The organism is Azospirillum sp. HJ39 (genome assembly GCF_041507355.1).
Classification (GTDB): domain Bacteria; phylum Pseudomonadota; class Alphaproteobacteria; order Azospirillales; family Azospirillaceae; genus Azospirillum; species Azospirillum thiophilum.
On record NZ_CP167905.1, the window covers coordinates 14,204 to 38,855 of the forward strand.

The window sequence follows — 24,652 nt, forward strand, 5'->3', positions numbered from 1 at the left end:
AGGAAGTCGTTCGCTTCAATATGGATAACTATTAATTATGACTCGAATTTCAGTCATCGTTCCGTTCCATAGCAACAAGCCGTATCTGCTAACCTGTCTTTCCTCCTTGAGAAGCGGATGGTCGGACGATGTAGAGGTCATCATCGTCCAAAATAACGACGATGAAAAATCTTTGGTGAATCTCGAACATCATCCGAGTATAAGGTCTGTTTATTTCCATAAATCTCTTGGATATTCTTTAGCCTGCAATATAGGAGCGCAAGAGGCAAAAGGGGAATATCTCTGCTTCTGCGATGCCGATACTATTTCCATTACCGCCCGCTGGTGGGACGCGCACGTCGCCGAATTGCATCGCGATCCCGGCGCCGGCATGGCCAGCTCCCTGCTGCTCGACGATCGGACCGGCCGCGTTCAGGATTTCGGCATCGGCTGGAGCGGCTACAACCATTTCCATCCGTGCTTCCGCGCGGCTCCCGACGACCCGCGCCTGCGGAACAGCCGGCGCGTACAGATGGCCTGCTCGGCACAAATGACGGTTCGTCATGACCTTTTCAAACGGATCGGCGGCTTCGACGAACAGTTGAAATTCCACTATCAGGACGTGGAGTTCTGCCTTCGACTGGCAGCTGCCGGCCAGGGCACCGTCATCGTGCCCGAAGCGCAGGCATATCACCGCGGCCATTCCGCGCATGTCAGCAAGAAGCCATTCCAGATCGATGAGCGGGGCTATTGCACCGCCAAGCATCGCGACATTCTGGTGACGGACATCGGCCGATATGTCCGCGAGAGCGTGGAGAGGCTGGCCGCGGACGTCACGTTGCAGCCCCTCTACGATCTTGCGGACATATCGACCATCTACGACGCCCGGCCGATCCTCGCGGCCCTCGCTCCGGAGGTCCAACTGCGGCCGTTTCTGGCCCGCCCAATGCCGGAACGCGACCCGTGGCACCTGAATTTGTTCGAAGTGCTCGGGCGTGACGTGGCCAAGCGTCCCGGCCCCCTGCTGCTGCTGGTGGATTCGATCGATGCGCTGCGGCTGAACGACCTGTGGTTCTCACTTCGCGGCCATGGCAACGACATCGCTCTGGACCGTCACGGCAACGCGGCCCCGATGGCCGATCTGCGGGAACGCTCATGACCATCGTGCTCGGCCTGCATTTCGGACATGATGGCAACCTATCCGTCGTCAAGGACGGACATATTGCCGGCTATGCGCTACGCGAGCGGATGAGCAGGCGCAAGCACGATTACGGGCTGGATCGCCGCTGCCTCGACCAAGTGCTCGAACAGGCGGGGGTGACGGTCGCCGAGATCGATTATTGCGCCATCACTTCCACGCAGGGGTGCGATATTCTATTGCGCGACATGGGCGACGTCGCCATCGATTACGTCGACAGCGACCCGAACGGGTTGCCTTGCCCCCTGCTGCGGCAGTTGCAGGCCCACGGACGTAGCGTCGAGAGCCAGTGCGCTCCATCCATGCTGGAACGCGTTCTGGCGACGCCGCCCGATCCAACCACCCATCCGGTCTTCGACTATTATTTCGGGCCATACCGCGGGGTGCCGAAGGAGGAGCTGAAATCCGTCCCCTGGTTCGAGGGACATCTGGCCCATCCGCGCTGGGCGCAGCCGGAGGGGCTGGCGTTCATGGAGGATTTCGACGCCACATCCCTGCTCGAGGATGCCGATGCCGGGTACGGCTTCCACCTGCCGGTCACCGTCACCATCGACGGCCGCGCGATCCCCGGGCTGCGCCTGGATCATCACCTCGCGCACGCGGCGTCCAGCTATTACCGCTCGCCCTTCGCGGCTGCGCTTGTGGTCACCAACGACGGTTATGGTGGAAAGCGCAAGCTGTTCTCCAACGGCGCCGTCTATTACGGCCGCGGCCGGTACATCCATCCCCTGCTGCCACATGGTATGATCATGGGGCATCTTTTCCATAGCGTAGGAATGGAGGTCGGCTTCGATCCGTTGGGAGCACCTGGCAAGCTGATGGGACTTGCCCCCTACGGGCAGCCGATCTTCCATGACCCCCGCCGGATCGGCAACCATGCGGATCTCCGGCGCCGAGGGCTGGACCCCGATCCGCAGGCGTGGATCGCCGACGTGCGCCGACGTGCCACCCAGCTGGGGTTCTCCCCCGACGGACCGTCAGAGAGCTGGATTCCATTCAACCGCTACCAGCTCGACCTCGCCGCCAGCACACAGAAGCTGTTCGAGGAGCAATGGCTTGCCCTGATCCGCGCGGCGCGCGGCATGGCAGGACGCTCGGGCCTGCCCGCCGACGTGTTGTGCTTGTCCGGCGGAAGCGCGCTCAATTGCCCCGCCAACACGCGGATTCTCCAGGAAAGCCGGGTTCGCGGCATCTTTCTGGAGCCGAATGTCGACGATGGCGGTCTGTCCATCGGTGCCGCGCTCTGGGTCACCCACCATATGCTCGGCCAGGAGCGGCCGCAACCGCTCGGCATGACGACGGCGCAGGTCTACGCAGGACCGGCCAGCGGTGGCGCGGCGGCGGCCCGGGCCGCCGCCGCTGCGGCCGGACTGACAGTGGCAGAGCCGGCGGATGCGGCGGCGGCGGCGGCCGACGACCTCGCCGCCGGCCATGTCATCGGCTGGTTCGAGGGCAGCGGCGAACAGGGGCCGCGCGCGCTTGGGCATCGATCGATTCTCGCGCTTCCGAAATCGTTGGCAGTGCGCGACCGGGTCAACCGCATCAAGAGGCGCGAGCTGTGGCGGCCGCTTGCTCCGGCGGTGCTGGCGGAGCGGCAGGACACCGCCTTCGAGGATCTTCCCGTAGCCTCGCCCTACATGCTGTTCACCGCGCGGGTCAGCAATCCCGAGGCGTATCCGGCCATAGCACATGTGGATGGCTCCGCGCGCGTCCAGACCGTGGACGGCGGCTGCGGCGCGTTCCGGCGGGTGCTCGAGACGGTGGAGCGGCGGACGGGATGCCCACTGCTCCTCAACACGTCGCTGAACGGTCCCAGCGAACCCATCGTGGAGACGCCGGAAGACGCGATCCGCTTCTTCATCGGATCGGGGCTCGATGCGCTTTATGTGGACGGGCTGCGCATCGGACAGCCATGACACGCAGGCCCCGGCCCGCCGACCGCGTCAGAGCTTGGTCAGCGTCAGATGCCCCCCCGACCTGATCGGAACGCACAATAGCACGCTGCGTTGCCAAGCCTCGGCCAATGGCTGGAAAAGCCCGTCGTCCATGCGCAGAATGGCAAGGCACTCCTGCCGGATGCCCGAGGGCGGCAGGGCCTCGAACAGGGGAACCGCAGCGTCGCCGGTCGCCGCACGGCAGGAAACGGCGATGTCCTTCATCGGGACGGCGCGGCGCGCCAGCCGTTCGGGCGTCGCGGCGGCGTTCGCCACAATGCGGATCGCGGCACCGAAGCTGTTGAAGGCGGCGCCGGCCTCGTTGGCGAGCAGATGCCGCTTCCCCGCCAGATAGAGGTTGGCCCAAAGGTCGCGGCCGGCGGCGTAGGTGTTCATGACATCCTGCGTCACCCGGATTTCATGCGCAGCCGTATCCGGCGGTCCGCCGCTCAGCGCGGCGGCGCACAGCATGGCTGACGTCCGCATCAGGCGCAGCCGCACCTGCCAGAAATGATTGCGGATGCTTTCCGCGTAACGGACACCTTCGCCGGCGATGGCGATGGCCCCGTCCCAATCGCGGGCGCCAAGACGGATCCAGCTGCGGGCGACGAAAGAGCGGACCGGCACCGGATCCGGTAGGGACAGGTCGCCGTCGATGAGCGCCAGGGCACGTTCGTAGAAGTCCAGCCCTTCCGACCACGCGCGCGGCGCCTCGCCGGCCAGCCAGATTTCGGCCGAATCCATCAGTGCCTCGATCTGGAGGCCGCGATCGCCGTGCGTGGCGGCGGTCTCGAAGGCCAGCTGCGCCAGGGCCAGCGCCTCCGTCTCGCGTCCAAAGCCCTTGATGACCGACTGTTTCCGGTTGATGAGCTTCGCCTCGGCCAACGCGAGGTCGCGCGGGGCGGTGAAGGCTGCGGCGGGAAGATCGACAAGAGCCTGGTTCACCACCTCCAAGGCCCGTCCGTCTTTGGCCACCGACAGCAGAGCACTGACCAGACGGTACAGGAAGCCGGCAAGCGCAACTCCGGGAAGCCCGTCCGCCGGAAGCGGCAGGATCCGGGTCCCGTAGATGTTTTCCAGCGCGTCACATCCCGCGCGCAGCGATTCGAGCTGCTGGTATCCGTCGCAAATGGCCTGGAATGCCTGGAAAACCCAGCCCTCCAACGGCTGGTCGGCTCTGACGAGGTGGCGGGTCAACGCCGGAAAGAGCAGCGCGTAATACTCCCGCGACGGGCCGCGCCGCACGAGGATGCCGGCGGTCCGGGCCGTGAGGTCGGGAGACGAGGTGCCGGCCAGATCGTGCAGAATGAAGATCTGCTGGAAATGACTGAAGTCCAGCCCGCGCCTTTGGAGGGCATGGCCCAGCTTGGCCGCGTCCGCCGCCGGGAAATCCCGGTACAACTCGCCCAGGAAGAAAGCAAAAGTCTGTTGATGGAAGAAATCGACGTCGCCCGAGCCGGTTTCCTGGAGCAGGCCGACGTATATCAGCTGGTCGGTCACGACGCCGGGTATGCCGAACTCACCGAGCTGCACGCGGCTGGTCCGCCCCAGCATGCAGGTGGTGCGCATGGCCCGCACCAGGTCGTCACCGCCCACTCCGCTGTCGCTCCGGTCGGTGGCGGTCCGCACCTCCTCCCAGCGCTTGCGCAGCAACTCGGCAAGCTTTGTCGGAATGGTGCGGAGCAGCGCGGCGAGGGTGCTGTCCCGTTCGTCCCGGATGACCAGCAGGTCATTGTCGAGGCGCAGGACGCCGGTGTCGCGCAGGCAGCGCAGGGTTTCCCAGAGATGCAGCGGAGTGCCCGGGATATGCTCGTAGAAGGCGTTGCGCGACAACGGATAGTGGTCAAGGTCGAAACCGCCGCCGGCAGGCCCCCGCACGGCCGCCTCGACGAACGCCTTGACGTCGGCCGGGCCGAACGGGTCGAGCCGGAAGGAGCGGATGCGCGCCTCGGAGTCCTGAGGGCGGGCCTCGTTCTCCAAGCGCTTGGCCAGCATCGCGGCGGCGCTGCCCTGCACCTGCAGATCCTCGTTGAAGGCGAAGATGAGGATCGTCGGCGGCTCCGTGTCGTCCGCGTTCAGGCGCGACACGAGTTCATCAAGGGTCGCCGCGAAGGTGTCGTCCAGGTTCTGGACGTTGTCGATGATCAGTGCGGTCTTGCGGCTGCGAACGCTGCGGCACAGCGCTTTCGCGAGGAGGACCGGATCCTTCCGTAGCGGGCTGTTCTCCTGGTATATCATCCGTGCCAGAAGCTGGGCGTCGTCCTGGCCGTAGTTCCCGGTTTCGGCATCGACGTCGCTTGCCGATTCCATGCCCGACGGCAGCAGCGGCAACCGGTTGAGTCCCGCCAGCAACCCGCGCAGCACAAGATCGGACGCTTCCGGCTGCGCGAACTCCTTGTCATGGCGGTGAAGATCGTAGCCTTCGGCCAGCAAGGCGGCGCCGATTTCCTGGAGCAGGCGGGACTTGCCGATGCCGCTTCGACCGACGATCTGGAAGATGCGGTGGGACCGGGAGTTGCGGGCCTGTCGGACAATGGCGTCGCAAGCGGCGTGATGCGCGGTGCCGATCATGCCGATTCTGTACAGGCGGGATATCTCGATCGCGGGCAAGGCTTCCCTGGCAATTTCGCGTCCTCCCTCGCGGACGACCAGCGCCGGCAAGACGGTGCTCGGGCGTGGCTTGACGCCGCGCAACAGCACGGAGATCTGGCGGACCTCGCCCGGCTTCAGGGTCAGCGTGGCCTGGCGCTCGCTGCGCTTTTCGGCGAAGGACTCCACCTCGAACGCCTCGCCGATCAGGGGGGGCGAATCTTCGGCGAAGCACACGGTAACCGTCGCGGTCTGATCGGCGCTGTCGTTGATCAGGATGACGTTGAGCCGGATCAGTTCTCCAAGGCCGATGGTGAGTGAGGAGTTCGACCGGCCCGGCACGCCGTCCTGGAGAAGATACTCCTCGCGCAGCACCGGCGGACGGGACACCTCATGGGTGACCTCGGCAAGGCAGCGGACGCCGCGTCCGGCAGGGGCGAGGTGGGTATGGCCGGGGAAGTACTTCTTCAGGATTTCACCCGAGCGCCCGATCAGGTCGTCCAGCAGTGCGCCATCGAAGCAGACGACGGTCTTTCCCGTCTTGCGCTGATATTCGGAGAATAGAGATTTTGCCGTGCTCTTGAATCGGCTCCGGCTCAAAAAAATTACGGTGGTTGCGTCTCCAAGCAATGCCATGAACAGCGTTGGGCTGACGATGTGGTACGAGATCGGTTCTCTATAAGATTTGCTTTCCGCCCAGTGTGCCTCTGAGGAGAAATTCAGGACAAAATCTTTATTGCCGTCATGGGATTTCTTCGTACGCGACCACCCTGCGTTGAAGAGTGTTTTCAGAAGATCGATGGACAAATCCTCGAACTTGTCACCGCTGAAACTGCCGTCGGGAAGGGTAAAGTTGGCACGCCAGATCTCGTCTGGAATAGGGCGATCGGCCGATTTTGCCAGACCCATAATTAATAGTTATCTACCTGCCTTCATCCGCCCTGCGGCCTTGGTGATGGCCGCTTTCAGGCTGGCGTCGGTGACCGTCGTGTAGAGTTCCGTCGTCGAGATGCTCTGGTGGCCGAGCAGGCGCTGGACGAAGCGGATGTCTACGCCGTTTTCGATCAGCCGGGTCGCCGCCGTGTGGCGCAGCATGTGGGGGGTGACGCGGCGGGACAGTTCCGCCTCGGTCGCCGCCGTGCGGACCAGGGTGCGGATGTGCTGGGTGGAAGCCGGGCCGCCTTGCGCCGTGATGAGGAAATGCTCATGCCCTTTGCGCCGCTCGACCGTCACAGTCCGGTAGGCCGACACCAGCGTCGCCGTCTCGTCGTCGGGTAGGAACACGCGGCGCTGGCGGCTGCCCTTGCCGACGATGGTCACCACCCGCTCGATCAGGTCGAGGTCGCTCAGGCGCATGCTCGCCAGTTCGCCGACCCGCAGGCCGGTGCACAGCAGGACCTCCAGCACCACCAACGTCGTGACGGCGTCGAAGTCGGCGCGGCGCGCGATGCGCAGTGCCTTGGTTTCGGTGACGCGGCCGGACAGGCCGACGCGCTCCAGCGCCGTGCGGCGCAGGCGGCGGACCTCGTCGTCGGTCAGGTTGCGCGGCAGGCGCTTGGGCAGGCGGATGCGGGCGTCCAGCCGGTGGAAGGGGCTGATCTCGATCGTCTCATCCAACTCCAGCCAGCGGAACATCACCTTCAGGCAGGCCAGCCGCCGCTTGACGCTGGTTTCCTTCAGGCCGCGCACCTCGAACAGGTGGCTGAGGTAGCGGCGCAGCAAGGGCCGGTCCACGGCGGACACCCGCGTGCCGGGTTCGGCGAAGCGCTCGAACTCGGCCAGATCGATGGTGTAGGCGCGCAGGCTGTGCGGCGACAGGTTCTTGGCGACCCGGCAATGGGTGAGGAAATCGGCACAGGCGCGGGCAACGTTCATTAGGGGCTTACCGGTGCGGCGGAGGCGCGCGCGTGGCCCGGTTGCTCTCCGGACGTACGCACGTATGCGTTTCGCCCGTTGGTCTAGAAAGCCATCGCCGTCATGGCAAGGCTTAAGCTTTCGTATGCTTACGTTTACCGGCATGTAAGGAACGGGCCATTCGCGCACCCCCGCAGCCGCTCCTTCAGGGACGGGCTGTATATCCCGTCCTCCACCGCCTTCAGGATCGATGCGATCTTCCGGCCGATGCCGGCGAGGGCGCGCTCCCGGTCGCCGCGCCACCGCCATCTCCTCGACAAAGGCGGCGACCACGTCGGCGCCGAGCAGGCGTTCCTTCAGCCCGGCAAGCACACGGTTCTCGATCGCCTGCCGGCTGATGCTGCGGGCGTTCGGGCAGGTGCCGGAATTCTGTCCGGGGAATGGGTTCTCCCGCACTTTTCGTGGATCAGGCTGCGAGCAGGACGCGACGGCGCAGCAGATTGAAGCTGGCGCGTCCATACATCTGCCGCTTGATGAGCTTCAGCTTGTTGACTTGTCCCTCCGCCTGTCCGCTGCTCCAGGGCATGGTGAGCGCCGCCTTGACGGCTGCCTCGTCCTGCCTCACGCCGGCGGCGAAAGTTTCGACGGCTGGGATGCCGCAGGACAGCGCGTCAGTAAGCCAATTGTCCAAAATGGCGGAGGGGTTGGCAGGACGCGCATCCGATCGCACTCCACAGCGTCCGATCAGTTCAGCGAAGCGGCGAACCAAGTCGCGCCCCTTGGCGACCTCCGGGTCCTGCGAAATCCGGGCGAGGGCCTCAGTTGTGGCGGTGTCGATGCCCTGCGGCGCCTGCACCAGCCGCCATGCCAGTTGCCGGGGCGAGATCAGGGCGGGGAATGGACCGGTAGCGGAGGTTGATGCGGTTTCGGTGGGGCCGGGGCGCCACTTGTGCGGCGTGAACTTGGCAGGAGTGGTCCGCCGCTGGTTCAGCCAGCGGCGGACCTGCTTGGCCGATCCGGCAAAGCCGCGGTCTTGGAGTTCCCGCCACAGCGCCGCGGCATTCTCGTTGCCCTCGGCCAGACGGGCTTCAAGGTACTCACGATGCAGGGCGAGGATACCAAGCCCGGACTCCCGCACGGCCCGCTCAGGAAACTGCTGCGCGTGGGCGTAGCTGCGCACAGTACCGCGGGCGAGCCCCATCGTCCGGCTGATCGTCAGCAGCTTCTCGCCAGCCGCGACACGCCGCCGAACCTCCTCATACAAGGCATGTCGCCGGGCACGACTGTCCGCCGTCGCGGCGGCTTCGGCCCGACTGCGCGGATAGCCCCCAACGCGCCGTGCCACGGCTCCGCCCGAAACCGGCGGCAGGCGGCGCAAACGGCCGTAAACGCCGGCTAGCCAGCGTTCAACCATCTGCCGCAGGTTTTGGAGCAGGTGCCACCGATCAGCCACCTGAACCGCCCGGGGAGCGCCCAGGGCACTGCCGCGGGCATACTCGGTGGAACGGTCGCGGGCGATCACCGTGACCGTGCCACGGTCGTTGAGCCACTCCGTCAGCGTCTGGGCTGTGCGGTCGGGCAGCAGATCAACCACGCGGTGTGTCTCCAAATCAACCAGGATAGTGCCGTAGCTCCGCCCTTTCCTCAGCGCCCAATCATCCACGCCCAGCACGCTGGGCAGCGCGTACTCCGGCAGGGGAAGTGCGCGTACCAACCGCAGCACAGTGTCGGCGCTGCTCGGCATGCCGAGACAATGCAGCAGTCTTGCGCCGGCTTCCCCGCCACAGGTGGCGCCGACCCGCGCTTGCGCGCCGGCGAGCCGCCGGGTGCGGCGTGCTCTCGGCGACAGAAGCTCCGGCACCGGTTCAGCGAAGGTCCGGCGTGGGCAGATCGGGTTGCGGCAATAGAAACGACGAACGAGAAGGTCGATGTGGACGGCGCTCCCCAGGCTCGGAAGGTCAGCTGGATGCCGATGGTACCGGCTGTGAACGGATTGGCTCGGCTGTTGACAGGATGGACAGCATGCATGGGAGTACTTGACCTGGGCAGCCACATGAAGACCAGCCGCACCAACAGGTTCAACTGTTACGACACGGCAGTCCGGGATCACAAAAAGCTCTTGCATGCTTCATTACATGGGATCTCCGGATGGCGCCGGCTCCAACGTCATCAGCCTGATCCACGAAAAGTGCGGGAGAACCGGGAAATGGGGAGCAGCTCAATCGCGACAGGCACCGATTGCCAACCGCCGGAGGCAGCCTGAATACAGTTGCCGGGAAACCCGGGTTGGTTCAGCGTGACGGCATCCGAGCGTCCCGTCGGTTTCCGGCCCCGCCGGCGCTCAGTCATTCCACTGCGTACCGGACGGCTCTACAACTGGGAAGCTATAGCCATCTTGTGGATACACCAATTTTCTGATATGATCTGAGCAATAAAAAAACAATTAGAGCAATGCGGTGTGTATGGCGGAAATAAGGGCAATAATATTCAATTATAGATTGCCGCTGATGCCCCATCGGTCGTATTGAAGGTGGTCGACTTCGCCGGAGGGATGGCGACAGACAAATCAGATGGAAATGACGACTTGAGTGACTCGCCACATATCTTCAGGTTCTGCTTGTGAGTCCTCTGGAGACTTTTTGATGTTGATGCTTCCTCTCCCTTTTCTCACGGCATTTTGCCTGTGCTTTCTCCTGGCTCATTTGGCGTTATCCAGCAAGCGCAGGCTGCCGCCACTGTCCCTGGTGGTAATCGGTGGTTATGCATTGCAGTCTGGCCTGATCGGTTTGAATTGGGGCATCGGGGGACTGCCACCGATGATCCTTCCCAGTCTGGCAGTCGCGCTTCCCCCTCTGACATGGTTGAGCTTGGATGAATTGTCTGGCCGCATCGATCGGAAGATACGCTCGCTGATCTTTTCCGTTGTCGCTATCGGTACAGGGGCGGTCAGCCTGGGCGTGCTTCTCAACTATCCCAACCTGGCGGACGCGATCGGCATCGCCGTCTATCTGGCATTTGGGTTCGATTCTCTTTGGCGTGCATACAAGTCGAAAGGGGAATGGAGTGAAGACCGCCCGTTGCATCTGATCATACCAATGCAGCGTGCCTATCTGGTGACTGGGATTATTCTATTAACTTCCGCTTCTGTCGACGTAGTCGTCGCAATCGATGTGGAAATGAACGGTGCCAGGATTTCCTCTGCACTTGTGGGATATGCTAATCTCGTTCTGTTGCTTGCCTTGTTGTATATTTTTTTCCATGAAAGCCGACGGAAGAAGCCAGAGCCTTCTGCCATGGCCGATCCGCCCAAGGCGCCGTCCGATTCCCTCATCAATCCGGCGTATAAGGAAATTTTGGAAAAGCTGGAACGGGAGATGAACGACAGCCAGCTTTATCGGAACGAAAATCTGTCATTGAGCCGGATCGCCAATAAGATCCGCGTCCCAGTTCGTCAAATTTCCACGGCGGTCAACAGCGCGTATGCGCTCAACGTCCCTCAATATGTCAACAATTTCCGGGTGCGCGATGCTTGCAAGATGTTGGAGGAAACCGACGACTCTGTGATCGATATTGCCTTTGCCGTTGGTTTCACTACCAAGTCGAATTTCAATCGCGAATTTCTTCGGGTCACGGGGGTCAGCCCCAGCGTGTGGCGCAGCCGTGCGCGGGGGACGGAGGCGGGACCAGCCTCTCTGCTCTCAAACTCCTCGGAGGCCAACGGCGCCTGACGAGGCGATGGACGGACTGCCAAGGGGGTACCATTTCGGCCTCCCCCATGATCTTGTCCGCATCGGGTCCACCACGCGCGCGCTGCTCTGTCCCGACAGGACGTCGTTCCCCGCATCGTGATCATGGCCGTCCCTCATGATGCTCGGGACGGTCCGCTCGGACCCGGCTCCGCCGAGGGGGAGGCCGTCCGCCCAAGCGACGGCGTGAATGCGACATCCCATTTTCCCCAGCTTCTCTGCAGGATCGCGGATGTCCTGTATCCGGGATCAGGTCGTCAGGGGGCGGTAACTTGCCGATGGTTGCGGTATCGGGCCCGGCCCGAACATTTCGGGGACCGGGTGGACATGCCGTGAGGATGCCATGACGGTAAAGGAGACATTTCCGACGACGGGCGGGTTGCTGTGCTTCGTCCTGTGCCTCGCGGCGGCTTTCCCTGCGGCCGCGCGAGGCATCGAGCGGTCCGTGGCTGTATCGGAAGGCGTGGGCACCGTCCGGCTGAGCGACGAGAAGATTGCCCTGCATCTGCGCACCGCCGATGCAGGATTGCGGGAAGTCAGGGTAAGCACGCAGGACAATGTCGGCTGCGGTTTGGCGGCACGCATCAGCCAGGATGGCGGAACGCTGACGATCGGCTTTGAGAGGACAGGCATCACCATGCGGTGGTGGTGCAAGCCCGTCGTCACCGTCGTGATGCCGGCCGCGCTTGATCTTGCAATCGAAGTGGACAATGTGGTTGCCGATGTCGGCGGACGGTTCCGTTCCGTTGATGTCAGAAGCAGGGCCTCGATCATCGGTTTCCAGGGCGTGGCCGAGAGCTTTCGCCTGAAAAGTGGCGTGGCCATTGCCAAGCTGAATTTTGCCTCCGGCATTGCGCGGGATGCGGTCGCCTTGGATGTCGGAGCGCTGTTGTCCGAGGTGGTCTTCGATGACGCCAAGGCACGTGAGCCGGGCATCCCCTGAAACAAACCCAGTTTTCGACTGGCCGGCCGGACCGGCATCCGGAGAGGGCCGAAGTGGCGCCGCCAAATGATGACGGATGCGTGCAAGACAGTTCGGCGAATAACTTGCGGAATATTGTACGAAAAATATACTTCTTCGCTTTCTAAGCAAATCTTTATGCATGAATGCGGGTAAAACCGTATTTTTATTTCGCATCCTGTGCTGAATCAGGATCCTGGACGTCCAAAATCGCAATCAAGGACGATTGTCGAGAACGGGTGGGGCAAACGGAGCAGTGTTCCGGTGGTGGATGACCATCGCTTCCTCCCACCGCCAGCTCCCCTTCCTTCAATCCCAGCTCCCCTTCCTTCAATCGATGTGAATTGTCCATGTCCTGGCTGAACAGTGTCGATCTGGCGGAGGAGACGATCCTCACCGTGCCGCTTCAGGCGTTGGGGGCCAGCCATGGGCTTTCGGTCGCCTCGACCAGAATGTATGAGCGTTTCTATGGTTTGAAAGCCGCGGGCCGCAGCCCGGATGCGTTGGGACCGATGTTGAGCCGCGTGCTTCAGGCCGCCTTGGAGCGGCTGCCAGACGCCGGGGCACGGGCCGGACAGCTGATCTACTGTAAGACGCAGACGCACAATACCTTGAGCGACAGGGACTGGTTGCGCCGCTTCGCCGACGAGCATGGGCTGGCGCGTTGGGAAACCTATGCGCTCAGCATGACGAGCTGCGCTTCGGCCCTCGTACATCTGCATTTTGCCGGGCTGGCCTCCGGCTGCGGGGCAGCGGTGGAGGAACCGGTGATCGTGCTGACCGGCGAGAAGGCCTTTCACCCCAACGTCGCGCGGCTGTCCGTGGGGTTGCTGGCGGAAATCCCGGCGGCGGCCCTGTTCAACTCCGGACCGGGAAGCTGGCGCATTCGGGGAACGCGCGTCCGGCATCTGCCGCGGTTCTACAAGAATCCCGATGCCATGGAAGCATCGGACCGCAGAGACTTGCAGGATGTCTACACGGATACGCTCATTGCCTTCATCGGCGAGAGCTTGCACGCTTATAAAGATACCCTGCGCGATGACTTCGTTTTCTTGCCGCACAACCTGAATCGCCCCGTAATCCAGGCCGTTCTACGCCATTTCAATTGGGAGGAAAGAACCTTCCATGGCGACTTGGAGCATCAGGGCCACGCCTATTGCTCGGATGGTTTCATCAACCTGCGCCGTTTCGAGCGCTGTCACGATCCTGTTCCCGCCGGAACCCAGCTTCTCATCCTGGCGGCCGGGACGGGTGTGACTTTCGCGACCTGTCTGTTCGAACGCGCTCCGTCTGTCTGACCGAAAGGACCATCATTCATGGACTGCAAGATCACCCGAGCCGTCGAAGAGGCATTGAGCGAACTGACGGAGCGTCCGGTTGTCGGCCTGACTCCCGAAACACGCTTCGATCGCGATTTCGATCTCGATTCCTACATGTTCGTTCAATTCCTTTTGCTGCTGGAAGACAAGATCGCGGACCTGCATTTCGACCCGGAAGCCATAGGCCAGGCGGAATTCAACGTCTTGTCGAGCCTCGTGGATTACATCGCCGAACGTACCGGCCAGCCGATGGTGTCCGAACATGCTTGAGGTGGCTCCCCCGGACGGTGTGGAGGCACTGGTCGCTCGTGCCCGTGCGAATGCTCCTGGCGCCGCTCTGCTTGCCTTCACCCAGTTCGTCACCGGGCGGGCGGGATACCCGGCATATGGCGGCCACGCGCTGCATGCCGTGTCGAACGACCTGGAGATCCGGGATTTGACGGCTCCCGACTGCCCCATGCAGCCGGTCGAGACGTTCGAAGACGGTGGGCTGGATTCCTTCGATCTTGCCCTTTCGGTGACGGGGCCGGCCGTCTCCCCATTGCCCCGGCCGCCTTTGCTGGAGGCGGGGGTCGTGGCTCTGCGGCTGGGACTTCTGGCCCGTTGCCTGGATACCGCCTTCAGCCATCTGGAGGGGCGGGAAAGTTTCGGGAAGAAGATTCTCCACCATCAACTGGTCAAGGTGGGCTTCGCCCGGGTCCATGCGGCCATCGCGCGCATGGTCGAGGAACTGGTCCTGGCCGGCCCGGAGCTGGATCCGGCGACGGCGGCGGTCATGCACCGCAGCATCGGCGGACAGTTCACCGAGGCAGCCAAGCTGATGGGCGGGCACGGCTACCTTGCGGGCAGCGCGCATAACCTGGAATATCTTGCCGGATTGATCCTTGCCGTCTATGCCCCGGCCGGCCGCTCGCCTGCCGGGAGCATGCCATGACGTCTCCGGCGGAGCGGCTCCCGGCGGACTGCACGGCCGCCATCGCTCCCCGTCTTCTGGCGCAGGGGCGAATCCACGCCGTCACCCGGCGCCTTCCGGTGGGCGGGACGGCTTGTTCCGAACTGGAGGGCCGCAGCCGGCGCCTTGGCATGCCATCGGCGAAAAGGCTGTACCGCACGGTCTTCGACGATGCCGGGCCGTCCGGCCTGTTCAGTGCCGAACTGGTCCGCCTGTGGGAGAAGGCCTGCCGGATGGCGGGCGGACGCACGCCGTATCTTCTCTATCTGCACCGCGGCCAGCATCACGATCCGCGCCTGCCGCTTTTGCCGGAGCTTCTTGACCTTCTCGGCCATCGTGGGCCGGTGCATGCGCTGCGGGTGGAAAGCCGTCCGGCGCTGTCCGATGCGCTGGCCTTTGCACGGGCCATGGCGAGCCGCACCGATGCAATGCTCCTGCTTCACGACCCGACAAGGCGGCTGGCGGCGGTGAACACCCCGGACGGGCCGCTGCGCTACCTGATCCTGGCGCGGGGCAACGCCCCGGCCAAAGCGCAACCATCATTACAGACTGTCGAGGTATAGCGCCATGCAACCCGACAACGCCCCTTCCGTGACGCCGGTGATGCTGGCCGTGCCCGAACGGGTTCCGCTGCTCCGCATCCTGTCCCAAATCCTTGTGCTGGGCCTTCCGCTTGTGATCGGCGCGACGGTGACCTCGGCTCTCCACCTCGGGAAGGTTGCCATGCTGGCCCGTGTTCCAGACACCGGTGCTCTGCATGTGCTGTCCCTGATGCAGCCGGCCTTCATCCTCATCCTGGCCCTGATGGAAGGGCTGGCGATCACCAACCAGGTGTTCAGCGCAAGGTCGAAGCACAATTGGCCGCGCCGCGGGGTGCTGCGGTCTTCGGCCTGCCTGTCGCTGGGGGGGCTGGGGCTGTTCGTGCTTCTGGCCGCCGCAGGCTACGCCGTGTCGCAGGCCTTCTCCTTCGACGATCCGGCGATCGCGATCATGGTCGGCCATTTTCCCGGCTTTCTGATGTCGATGGGGTTGTTCCTGGTTTTCGATGTCCTGTATGGCGCCTTGCGAGGACAGGGGCGGGTTTTTCAAGGGCTGATTCCCTTCCTTGTGCTCGTGGCCGTCGATCTGGGTGTGACCTACGTTCTGGTGAGCCGTCTCGGCTGGGGGTTCGATGCCATCCTGCTGGGCAACCTGGCCGGTCCGGCGGCGGTCCTGCCGGTCATGGTGCTCTTGCTGCGCCGGCAAACGCCTGGGCGCGAGGGTGGGGCCGAGGATGTGCCGCCGCCGGTCTTCAACGCGCGTCTCCGGCAATTGCTGGTCGGGGTGGGGCTGCCGGTGTTCGGGTCGATCATGATCGGATTCATCAGCGCGTCCGTCGTGTTCCCGATCCTCAGCGACCTGGGGCGGGACAACGCGTCGGCCTTCTTCGTGGTCTTACGGTTCCGCATCGCGTTCATGATTCCGGCGATCGCACTGGGATCGGCCATAGCGATCCTGGCCAACCAGGCTGCCGAAGAGGGCGGACGAGGGGGACAGTTGCGCTACCTGCAGGTCGGGGTGCCGGTGATGCTGGCATTCTATGCCCTGATGACCCTGACATTGCCGCAATGGGGCGGCGGGATGCTGGATCTGCTGGTGCCGCCGGATGCCGTCGCTTTGCGCGCCTCCGCCGACCTGATGATGAGCCGGCTTCTCGTCACATTCTTCGTCGTAGCGGGGTCGACCATGCTCCAGGTGATCCTGGAGCAGCTTGGTCGCGGACGGCAGGTGTTGCTGATCACCCTGGCCACCGAGGCCGCAACCTGCGCCACCGTGGTCTATGCCGTGTACGACAATGCCGGCCTGGAGATGGTCCTGTGGAGCCTTGTCGTCCTGGCGGGGGTCACCTTCGTTCTGCTGCTGCTTCAACTCCTCGCACTCATGCGCGGGATCGGGAGGGGCAATGCTGTATGAACTTGCCCTGCCGGCGCTGATCGTCCGGGACAGCTGCCGCTGGCTGCATCGCAGGCTGTCGAAACCGACGAGCGGCGGGACCTGCCGCGCGACCCCCGTCTTCCGCTTTCGCGCGGCGAAGTGCCGGTTGCGGCGCCTTGACCTTGGCTTGCTGACGCGCCTGTCGCCCAGGGCCGGAGCAAGGCTGGCACTTCGCCGGTTCGAGGGCAGCCGCCCCGAACCGGTGCCGGCAATCCATACCGCGGCCGTCCCTGCGGTCGTTTGCGGCGCGACCCCTGCGGGCCGGCTGCCGGCGACCGTGCTGGGATCGCAGCATCGACCGAGGCTGTTGCTTGTACATGGCTGGAATGCCGACAGTTCCATGTTGCTGCCGCTGGCCGCGGCACTGGCGGCATCGGGGTTTCACGTCGTTCTGCCCGATCTGGAAAAGGGTGAGGGGCGGGGCGGGGGAAAGCTCCGGCGGGCACGGCACGCCGGCTTTGCGGAAAAGGCACGCCGGCTCGCCCGGGATTGCGGCCCGCTTGGTCCTTTCGCGGCGGTGATCGGCCATTCGGCCGGCGGTCTGATCGGCGCCATGGCCGTGGCCGAGGGCTTGGCGGCCAACCGGCTCGTGACTGTCTGCGCCCCGGCATCCATGGCATCCCTGCTGGCCGCCTATCTCAAGCGAACCCAGGCGCCATTGGCCCTGTATGAGGCGATCCTGCCGGAATACCGTGCGCTGCGCGCACGCGATGCCGCCGCCGTTGGCCCGGAGGATTACGGCCGTTTCGGAGCGGATCATCTGGTGATCCATGCCCGCGGCGACTGGCAGGTGCGGCTCGACGAGGCTTGGCAGATCTGCGCCGCCCGCCCCGGGAGCGCGCCGGTGATTCTGGAGAACTGCAACCACCACACCATTCTGCGCCATCCGGCATTGGCCAGGGCCATCGCCTCCTTTGTCGCCGTGCCCTGCCGGGAGGGGGCGAGGGCATGTTGAGTGCATCGCCATGTTGAACGTGCTGGATCTTGCCCTGGCCTTCCCTGAACGGTGCGAACGGCTGGCCTCCCTGTCCGACGAACTGTCGCTGTCCCGCAACCAGATGCGGATGTTCGACCGCTTCTTCGGCCTGGACCGGTTTCATTGCGATCACGATCTGCCGCTGGCAACCCTGGTCGGGCAGGCTTGCGGAGCGGTGCTGGCCCGCAACCCGGAGCATGATGCGCGCCTCAGCCACGTTGCCTACTGCCACACCCTGCTCAGCACCTGCGTTTTCGATGCGGAGCATCCGCCCATCCTTGCCCCATTTGCGGCGCGCGGGCTGGAGGTCTTCAGCGCTACCATGAACCATTGCGCCACCGGCGTGTCGATGCTGGGGGTGCTGGACCGGGTCCTGGGGGATGACGAGGTCGGGCTGATCCTGATCGGCGACAAGGCGTTCCATCCGGCCATCCGGCTCATTGAGAACACCACGGTGATGGGCGAGGCCGCTGCAGCGGTTCTCGTAGGGCACCGGCCCGGCCGCTTCCAGATGCTCGGCACCCACACGTCTCATGAAAGCCGGTTCTGGCTGAACAGCGGCCGGCGTGGCGAGCGCTATCTCGACGGCTTCGACGAGGTCTATCTCGAATTCGCCTGTGACGTGCTGTGCGGCGCGATGGACCGTTTCGGGCTGGGCTTCGACCAGATCCGCTACGTGCTGCCTCACAATGTCAATGTGCCGTCCTGGTACCAGATCGCCCGGCGTGCCGGTTTCGATCCCGGCAAACTGCAACTCTCGACCATCGGGCAATACGGGCACTGTTTCGGTGCCGATCCCTTCATCAACCTCGTGCATGCCGACGACCGGGGCGAGCTGGATCCTTCGGATCTGGTTTTGCTGTTCAGCATCGGACTGGGGGCCACGGCCTCCTGCGCCTTGATGCGTGTCTGTGGAAAGCGGCCTGCAAAGCCATAGGAGTAAAGTCATGACCGCTCCCCGCAGCCTGGTGCGCCAGAGCCTTGAAATCGTTGGCCTCGGACCCGAACGCATGACGAGTGCGCTTGGCGGAGCCGAGCTTTTCGGTACGGCGGGCATCCTGAATTCGCTGGAACTGGTTCAGTTCATCGCCGCCCTCAGCGAGCACAGCCGGGTCGATGCCTTCGAATTGATGGATAGCTTCGAAAGCGAGGCCGGCAACATCTTCCGCAATGTCGATGCGTTGTGCGCCTTTCTGGATCGCCGCGCGGTCGTGGCGCTGGAGGGCTGAACCATGGATGGATTCTCCCTGTCCCCGCCGGAGGCCGCCCTTCTGCACCGGATCGCCGCGGAGTTCGGCACCCCCTTCTACGTCTATGACGCAGCGGCGGTGCGCGCACGCTGCGCCGCCTTGAAACAGGCACTGCCGGACGTCGATTTCTTCTATTCCCTGAAGGCCAATCCCAACCTGTCGCTGGTGCGTGTCCTGGTCGGCTGCGGCATGGGGTGCGAGGTCAGCTCCCTTCTCGAACTGGAGACGGCCCTTGCGGCGGGAGCGGCGCCGGACCGCATTCTGATGCCGGGACCGGGCAAGTCCGACGAGGAGCTGCGCCGGGCGGTCGCGCTGGGCATCAAGGCGATCGTGGCCGAATCCCCGGAAGAGGTCGTCGAGGTCGACCGCATCGCCGGCACCCTCGGCTTGTGCCGTCCGGTCGCGTTGCGGGTCAATCCCGATTTCCGGGTCGATGGAGCGCGGCTGTCCATGGGCGGACGGCCGACACAGTTCGGCATTGACGAGGCGGGGCTTCCCGAGGTGCTGGCCCGGCTGGCGGGGCTTCGCAACATCCGGCTGGAGGGGCTGCACGTCTACATGGGGACGCGCATCCTGTCTCATGAGGTGGTGCAGGCCAACACCCGCCGGATACTTGGATTGGCCCGCCAGCTCCAGTCCCGGCTGCCGGCGCCGCTGACCTTCGTCGACGTCGGCGGCGGTTTCGGCGTCCCGTACCATGCCGACGAGACGGCGTTGGACCTCGCCGCTTTGGGCGAGGGGCTGGCAGCCGAGATCGGGGCGTTCCGTGCCGAACATCCGGCCACCCGGATCGTGATGGAGCTGGGCCGCTACGCCGTGGCCGAAGCCGGCCGTTTCATCACGCGGATCAGGCAGGTCAAGACGAACAAGGGCGAGCGCTTCGCGGTATGCGACGGCGGATCGAACGTCAACGGTGCCGCGGCCGGAACGGGGTCGCTTCTGCGCCGGAATTTTCCCCTGGCCCTGCTGCCCGCCGACGATGGCGGCGACGGGGATGGCGCCGTGGCGGATTGGACGGTCACCGGCCCCCTCTGCACTCCCATGGACGTGCTCGCCAAGTCGGTGCCGCTGGCCGACCCGCAGCCGGGCGATCTGATCTGCCTGCCGCAGGCCGGAGCCTATGGCCCGACCGCCTCTCCCGTTCATTTCATCGGATTCGGTGCGCCGGCCGAGGTGATGGTCGACGGGGATCGGATCCAGCTGGTGCGCAGGCGCGACAGCGTGAAGGCGATGCTGGCGGTTCAGGAACCGCGGGACATCGGCATGACCGCGCCCACGGCTGGCCGGATTCGTCCGTTTCCATCGGCCGGCCGGCATGACGGATCGCCATTCGGGAATCCCTGTCTGGATCGTCTGGAAGGTCTGGGGCCGCTGTTCAGGCGCACGGGGGAACGGCTGGAGAAGGATCCCGGTGCCTGGCGGGATCTGTGGGCCGATCCGCTTGTCCGGGCGCTGACCGCCATCGGCGTTCCCGACGACTGCAACGGATTCCCTCTGGCCGACACGGAACTCGGCATCGACCAGTGCGGGCACGCCCTGCATGTCGCCATGATCGAACGTCTGGCTCGGCTGGATGCCGGCTGCATCCTGGCGCTGCCCGGACCGTCGCTGGCCGGCAACGCCGTGCTGCAGATGGGCGGGCCGGACCAGATCCAGCGCTTTTTCGCCGCCTATCGCACGGGCCCCCAGGGCACCTTCTTCGGCGTGACCGAGCCGAACTCCGGATCCGATCCGGCAGGCGGGCGTGCCCGGCTGACGCGCCGGGACGGCGGGTTGGTGCTCAACGGGACCAAGACCCTGGTGGGCGGCGCGATGCGGGCACGGATCGGTTTGGTTTTCTGCCATCTGGAAGAGGCCGGGCGGACCGGGCTGGTGATGGTGGAACCGTCCCGCGCCGACGAGCATGTCCGCATCGAGCGGCTTTCCAGCCTGGGCCTGCGCGGCGCCGACCTGTGCCGCATCGCCTTCACCGACTTTCCGGTGACGCCGGACATGATCCTGGGAGACGGACGCCCGTCGCTGCGGGATGGCTTCATGGCCATCAACGCCGTGTTCGAGCGCAACCGCCCGGTCGTGGCGGCGCTGGCCCTGGGCGTCGGTCGCGGCATCCTGGACCACCTCGCCGGCGAGCCTGGATTGCAGGAGCAATTCCATGACCTGGGCATCAGCCATGCCGCCCTGCTGCGACGGCTGGCAGGGGTGATCGATGCCTATGAACGCGGCCGCCCCAAGTCCCACGATATCAGCCTGATCAAGATGCAGGCGGTCGCTTTCGCCGACACGGTGGTGGAGCGGGTCTTTTCCCATTGCCCGGCCCGCCTTCTGCGGGATCCGCACCTGCGTCGCAAGTGCCGCGATGCCAAAGCCTTCGAATATATGGAAGGTGCGTCGAACATCCATGCGCTGAACGCCTTCCGTTCCTATGTCGCCGGGGTGGCGTGATGGCGCTTCGCCTCGATCCTGCGACGATCGTCTTCAGGGAGTTCGCCGGGCTGGAGCCGGTTGAGCCGGATTGGCGGAAGGATGTGGCCTATTGGGAGGACTATAACGCCAAGTTCTTCGGGTCCAACGGGCTGACCTATACGGCTGCCGACAGCAACGTCGCATCCTGGCTTCAGGCACCGGACCGGGCGCCGTTCGCCTTCATGGTACGCGACCTGTTGCCGGCATTGGAGCGGCGGACCGATCTCTCCGACATCGATTTCGTGCTGCTGGCCCACTGGCTGCCCGATCTGCACCTCGGAACATCCGTCACCAACTATGCCTTGCATCGGCTCGGCCTGGAGAACGGGTTCGGTTTCGCCATTTCCGACCGTGGCCGTTCGGCCTCTCTGTTCGCCGTCCACTGCATCGCCCGCTACCTCGGCCAGGGCCGTCGCCGGGCCCTGTTGATGGCGATGGACCAGAAGCACCTGCTGTACCGGTCGCCGCTGGTCGAGAGCCTGGACCCGGTGAATTCGGCCTGCATCATGGTGCTGGAGCAGGACGGCGCGGCGGGGCTGACATTCGCCGGCTACCGGCGCTGTCCGGGCGTAACGCCGGCCACGCTCGCCTCGCGGATCGGCCTGCTGTGCCGGGATTTCGGTCTCGATCCGGCAGGGACCATTCTGATCGCCGATCCCGCCGTCGCCGAACGGTCGGACTTTCCGGGGCCGGTCCTGCTTCAGCGGCCGCAGCATCTATGCTCGGCGCCGTTTGCGGCGCTGGCCGGTTGTCCGGATGCCGGCAGCGATGTCCTCATGGTCGTCCATGAGCAGGATTGCCTGACGGCGGTGGCCTTCACGGCTGGTTGCGGAGAACCGGCATGAGGCTGGCGGCCCTGTCCACCCATGTTCCCGCTGGCCGGATCGACGCGGAGGCGGTGGTGCGTGCGGCCGGCGGCTCGCCTGCCGAAGCGCGGGTGTTCCGGCGCCTCTTCGGCATCGACGGGGTGGCGGCGATGCCGGCGGATGAAGGGGCGAGCGAGCAGTTCGGCCGGGTGATCGCCGGGCTTGCCGCCCGGCACCGGGGTGAACCGCCCGACACGCTGGTCCATGTGCGTGGGCTGCCGATGCCGTTTCCGGAGGAGGAGGCTCCGGTTCCGGAACTGGTGCGCCGCCATGCCTTCCTCGCCGGGGTGGTTCGGCAGTACGAGATCGACCAGACCAATTGCAGCGGAGTGTTCTGGGCACTGGATCTGGCCCGCACGCTGCTGGATGCCGGGATGTCCCGGTCGGTCGCGGTCCTGGCCGGGGACTGCCATGCCGGCCTGCCGCTGGGCGATCGCTATGTCGCGGGATGCACGCTGATGGGCGATGCGTTCTGCGGGCTGGTCCTCGACCGCGGGCCGGGCGGGTTGCGTTTCGGCGATGTGGTGCTGCGGACCCATCCGGAATTCGCTTTCGGCCGGGCCGGCAGCGTGGCCCAGATCGGCACGTTCTTCGCCGCCCACACCCGGATCGTGCGCGAAGCGCTGGACGCCGCGGGCTTCGCCTGGAAGGGCCGGTCGCCCTTACTGCCGCATAACGTCAATAGCTTGGCCTGGCTGAGGTTCTGCCGCGAGACGGGGGTCGCTCCGGAGCGTGTCGACCTGGGGCTGCTGCCCGACATCGGCCATTGCTACACAAGCGATCCGTTGCTGCTGCTCGGCAGCCGGCTGGATGCCGCCGCCCCGGACGTCACCCCGGATACCGACGGGATCATGCTTCTTTCGGTCGGCATGGGTGGGTTCGTCGGCGCCTGCCGGCTGTCGCGCGGGGCTGTCCAACCGGCCGGGCCTTGGTTTCCCCAAACAGTCGAAAGGGCCGCATCGTGTCCGCCTTTCCCACGCTTCTGACGAGCTTCCTTGATTCAAGCGCCGACGGGCGCGGCGATGCGCCGGCCCTGCGGGACAGCCGCCGCGATCTGACATTCGCCGAGGTTCGCCGCGCGGCTTGGCGCGTGGCCGCGGAACTGGCCGACGGCGGCGTCGGTCCGGGTGACCGGGTGGCGATCGTCATGGCCAATTCGGCAGCCTTCGGCATAGCGTTCTGGGGGGTGCTCTATGCCGGTGCCGTGGCGGTGCCGCTCAATCCGGGCACCAGGTCGGCCAAGCTTGCCTGGATCTTCGGCAACTGCTCGCCTGCGGCGATCCTGTGCGACGACGATCTGGAAAGGCTGGTGACGGACGCCTGCGGCGAAGCCGGGATACGGGCGCATCTGCTGGTTCACGGCAAGGAACGGGGACCGGGGAGCCTCGACCTGCTGATCGACGGCACGGGCGGGACGCCGGTGGCGACCGGGCGGGTCATCGATCGGGATCTGGCGGCGATCATCTACACCTCGGGTTCGACCGGCGAACCCAAGGGGGTGATGCTCTCCCATCTCAACATGACCAGCGCCGCGCGGTCGGTGGCGCAGTATCTGGATTACCGTTCCGACGACCTGGTGTTCTGCGCCATTCCGCTGACCTTCGATTATGGGCTGCACCAGCTGACCATGACGACCCTGGTTGGGGCCTGCCTCTACGTCGAGCCGTCGTTTGCGCAGCCGTTCTTTGCGTTGCAGCATCTGGCGCAAAGCCGGGCCAGCGTTTTCCCCGTGGTGCCGACGATGGTGCCGCTCATCGCGCCCCTTGCCGGCCGGTTCGATCTGACGGCGGTGCGCTGCATCACCAGCACGGCGGCGATGCTCCATGTGGATGGCATCGACACCCTGACGGCCCTGTTCCCCGGCGCCCGTCTCTTTTCGATGTACGGGCTGACGGAATGCCACCGCTGCACCTATCTCGACCCCTCCGAACTGGACCGGCGCAAGTCGAGCGTCGGCAAGGCGATCCCGAACACCGAGCTGTGGGTGGTGGATGAAGCCGGGGTTGCGCACCGGCGCGACGCGACCGGCGAACTGGTGATCCGCGGCAGCACCGTTATGAACGGTTACTGGAAGAACCCCGAGAAGACGGCCCAGAAACTGCGTCCCGGCCCTTGGCCCGGCGAGCTGGTGCTCTACACAGGCGACATTTGCCGCCTCGACGGGGAGGGGTTCCTCTATTTCATCAGCCGTTCGGACGAAATCCTCAAGGTTGCCGGAGAGAAGGTCGCGCCGTCCGAGGTGGAAGCCGTCCTGAGCGCGCATCCCGCCGTGGCCGAAGTCTGTGTCCTGGGGATCGACCACCCCGTCTATGGCCAGCAATGCTGCGCCGTCGTGACCCTGCGGCCGGCCGGCGGCGCCGGGGTCGAGCCGGATGCCGCCGGTCTCAAGGCTTGGTGCGCGTCCCGTCTCGAACCCCATGCCGTTCCGGCCCGTATCGTGGTCGCCGATGCCCTGGCGCGGAACGGGAACGGCAAGATCGACAAGCAGCTGCTGCGTCAGAAACTCGCGTCCCGCCCGGCCGCCGTCCCGCCGCCGCCCCTTTCCTCCACCGAACCGGAAACGGCGATACCCGTGGCTATCGCATGAGCAT

General features: G+C 65.0%; 19 protein-coding genes. 16 read left to right on the forward strand and 3 right to left on the reverse strand.

The window, feature by feature from the left end; translation table 11 throughout:
* Window positions 1-37 precede the first annotated feature (37 nt).
* Together ABMY26_RS00985 and ABMY26_RS00990 are read left to right on the forward strand one after the other, a co-directional pair.
* Window positions 38-1,138: a glycosyltransferase family 2 protein gene (locus ABMY26_RS00985; protein ID WP_372394612.1), complete on the forward strand. Its 1,101-nt coding sequence runs from the start codon at window positions 38-40 to the stop codon at window positions 1,136-1,138.
* Window positions 1,135-3,093 (forward strand): carbamoyltransferase C-terminal domain-containing protein, encoded by a 1,959-nt coding sequence (locus ABMY26_RS00990; protein ID WP_372394613.1) that lies wholly within the window; start codon window positions 1,135-1,137, stop codon window positions 3,091-3,093. Before ABMY26_RS00985 ends, ABMY26_RS00990 begins: the two co-directional genes overlap by 4 nt.
* Window positions 3,094-3,120: 27 nt before the next feature.
* On the opposite strand, the gene ABMY26_RS00995 is transcribed toward ABMY26_RS00990, so the two are convergent.
* From ABMY26_RS00995 to ABMY26_RS01005, 3 genes are all read right to left on the reverse strand, one after another.
* A complete protein-coding gene (locus ABMY26_RS00995; RefSeq protein WP_372394614.1) occupies window positions 3,121-6,609 on the reverse strand; it encodes an AAA family ATPase in 3,489 nt (1,162 codons plus the stop codon).
* Window positions 6,610-6,618: 9 nt separating this feature from the next.
* Entirely contained in the window at window positions 6,619-7,575 is a 957-nt protein-coding gene (locus ABMY26_RS01000; RefSeq protein WP_372394615.1) for a tyrosine-type recombinase/integrase, read from the reverse strand.
* Window positions 7,576-8,020: 445 nt separating this feature from the next.
* Window positions 8,021-9,679, reverse strand: a complete 1,659-nt coding sequence (locus ABMY26_RS01005) for an ISL3 family transposase (RefSeq protein WP_372394616.1) — start codon at window positions 9,677-9,679, stop codon at window positions 8,021-8,023.
* Between the two features lie 517 nt (window positions 9,680-10,196).
* Between ABMY26_RS01005 and ABMY26_RS01010 the strand changes: the two genes are divergently transcribed.
* From ABMY26_RS01010 to ABMY26_RS01075, 14 genes are all read left to right on the forward strand, one after another.
* On the forward strand, window positions 10,197-11,282 hold the full coding sequence (locus ABMY26_RS01010; RefSeq protein ID WP_372394617.1) for a helix-turn-helix domain-containing protein: 1,086 nt from the start codon (window positions 10,197-10,199) through the stop codon (window positions 11,280-11,282).
* Between the two features lie 361 nt (window positions 11,283-11,643).
* Window positions 11,644-12,243 (forward strand): hypothetical protein, encoded by a 600-nt coding sequence (locus ABMY26_RS01015; RefSeq protein ID WP_372394618.1) that lies wholly within the window; start codon window positions 11,644-11,646, stop codon window positions 12,241-12,243.
* 368 nt (window positions 12,244-12,611) lie between these two features.
* On the forward strand, window positions 12,612-13,559 hold the full coding sequence (locus ABMY26_RS01020) for a 3-oxoacyl-[acyl-carrier-protein] synthase III C-terminal domain-containing protein (RefSeq protein ID WP_372394619.1): 948 nt from the start codon (window positions 12,612-12,614) through the stop codon (window positions 13,557-13,559).
* Window positions 13,560-13,577: 18 nt separating this feature from the next.
* Window positions 13,578-13,850, forward strand: coding sequence for an acyl carrier protein (locus tag ABMY26_RS01025; protein WP_109086646.1), 273 nt, complete (start codon window positions 13,578-13,580; stop codon window positions 13,848-13,850).
* Window positions 13,843-14,514, forward strand: coding sequence for an acyl-CoA dehydrogenase family protein (locus ABMY26_RS01030; protein WP_109086647.1), 672 nt, complete (start codon window positions 13,843-13,845; stop codon window positions 14,512-14,514). Before ABMY26_RS01025 ends, ABMY26_RS01030 begins: the two co-directional genes overlap by 8 nt.
* Complete coding sequence (locus ABMY26_RS01035) at window positions 14,511-15,095, forward strand: hypothetical protein (protein WP_372394620.1); 585 nt, start codon at window positions 14,511-14,513, stop codon at window positions 15,093-15,095. The genes ABMY26_RS01030 and ABMY26_RS01035 overlap by 4 nt, the downstream gene beginning before the upstream one ends.
* 4 nt (window positions 15,096-15,099) lie before the next feature.
* Window positions 15,100-16,485 (forward strand): hypothetical protein, encoded by a 1,386-nt coding sequence (locus ABMY26_RS01040; RefSeq protein ID WP_372394621.1) that lies wholly within the window; start codon window positions 15,100-15,102, stop codon window positions 16,483-16,485.
* Entirely contained in the window at window positions 16,475-17,461 is a 987-nt protein-coding gene (locus ABMY26_RS01045; RefSeq protein ID WP_372394622.1) for an alpha/beta fold hydrolase, read from the forward strand. The genes ABMY26_RS01040 and ABMY26_RS01045 overlap by 11 nt, the downstream gene beginning before the upstream one ends.
* Window positions 17,462-17,471: 10 nt before the next feature.
* Complete coding sequence (locus ABMY26_RS01050; RefSeq protein ID WP_372394623.1) at window positions 17,472-18,419, forward strand: 3-oxoacyl-[acyl-carrier-protein] synthase III C-terminal domain-containing protein; 948 nt, start codon at window positions 17,472-17,474, stop codon at window positions 18,417-18,419.
* Window positions 18,420-18,429: 10 nt separating this feature from the next.
* Window positions 18,430-18,711: a hypothetical protein gene (locus ABMY26_RS01055; protein WP_109086652.1), complete on the forward strand. Its 282-nt coding sequence runs from the start codon at window positions 18,430-18,432 to the stop codon at window positions 18,709-18,711.
* A 3-nt stretch (window positions 18,712-18,714) separates the two neighbouring features.
* Window positions 18,715-21,174 (forward strand): acyl-CoA dehydrogenase family protein, encoded by a 2,460-nt coding sequence (locus tag ABMY26_RS01060; RefSeq protein WP_372394624.1) that lies wholly within the window; start codon window positions 18,715-18,717, stop codon window positions 21,172-21,174.
* Entirely contained in the window at window positions 21,174-22,040 is an 867-nt protein-coding gene (locus ABMY26_RS01065) for a hypothetical protein (RefSeq protein ID WP_372394625.1), read from the forward strand. Before ABMY26_RS01060 ends, ABMY26_RS01065 begins: the two co-directional genes overlap by 1 nt.
* Window positions 22,037-23,047 carry a hypothetical protein gene (locus ABMY26_RS01070; RefSeq protein ID WP_372394626.1) on the forward strand — a complete coding sequence of 337 codons (1,011 nt, stop codon included), beginning with the start codon at window positions 22,037-22,039 and terminating at the stop codon, window positions 23,045-23,047. Before ABMY26_RS01065 ends, ABMY26_RS01070 begins: the two co-directional genes overlap by 4 nt.
* A complete protein-coding gene (locus tag ABMY26_RS01075) occupies window positions 23,023-24,648 on the forward strand; it encodes a class I adenylate-forming enzyme family protein (RefSeq protein ID WP_372394627.1) in 1,626 nt (541 codons plus the stop codon). The genes ABMY26_RS01070 and ABMY26_RS01075 overlap by 25 nt, the downstream gene beginning before the upstream one ends.
* The last annotated feature ends 4 nt before the right edge of the window (window positions 24,649-24,652 follow it).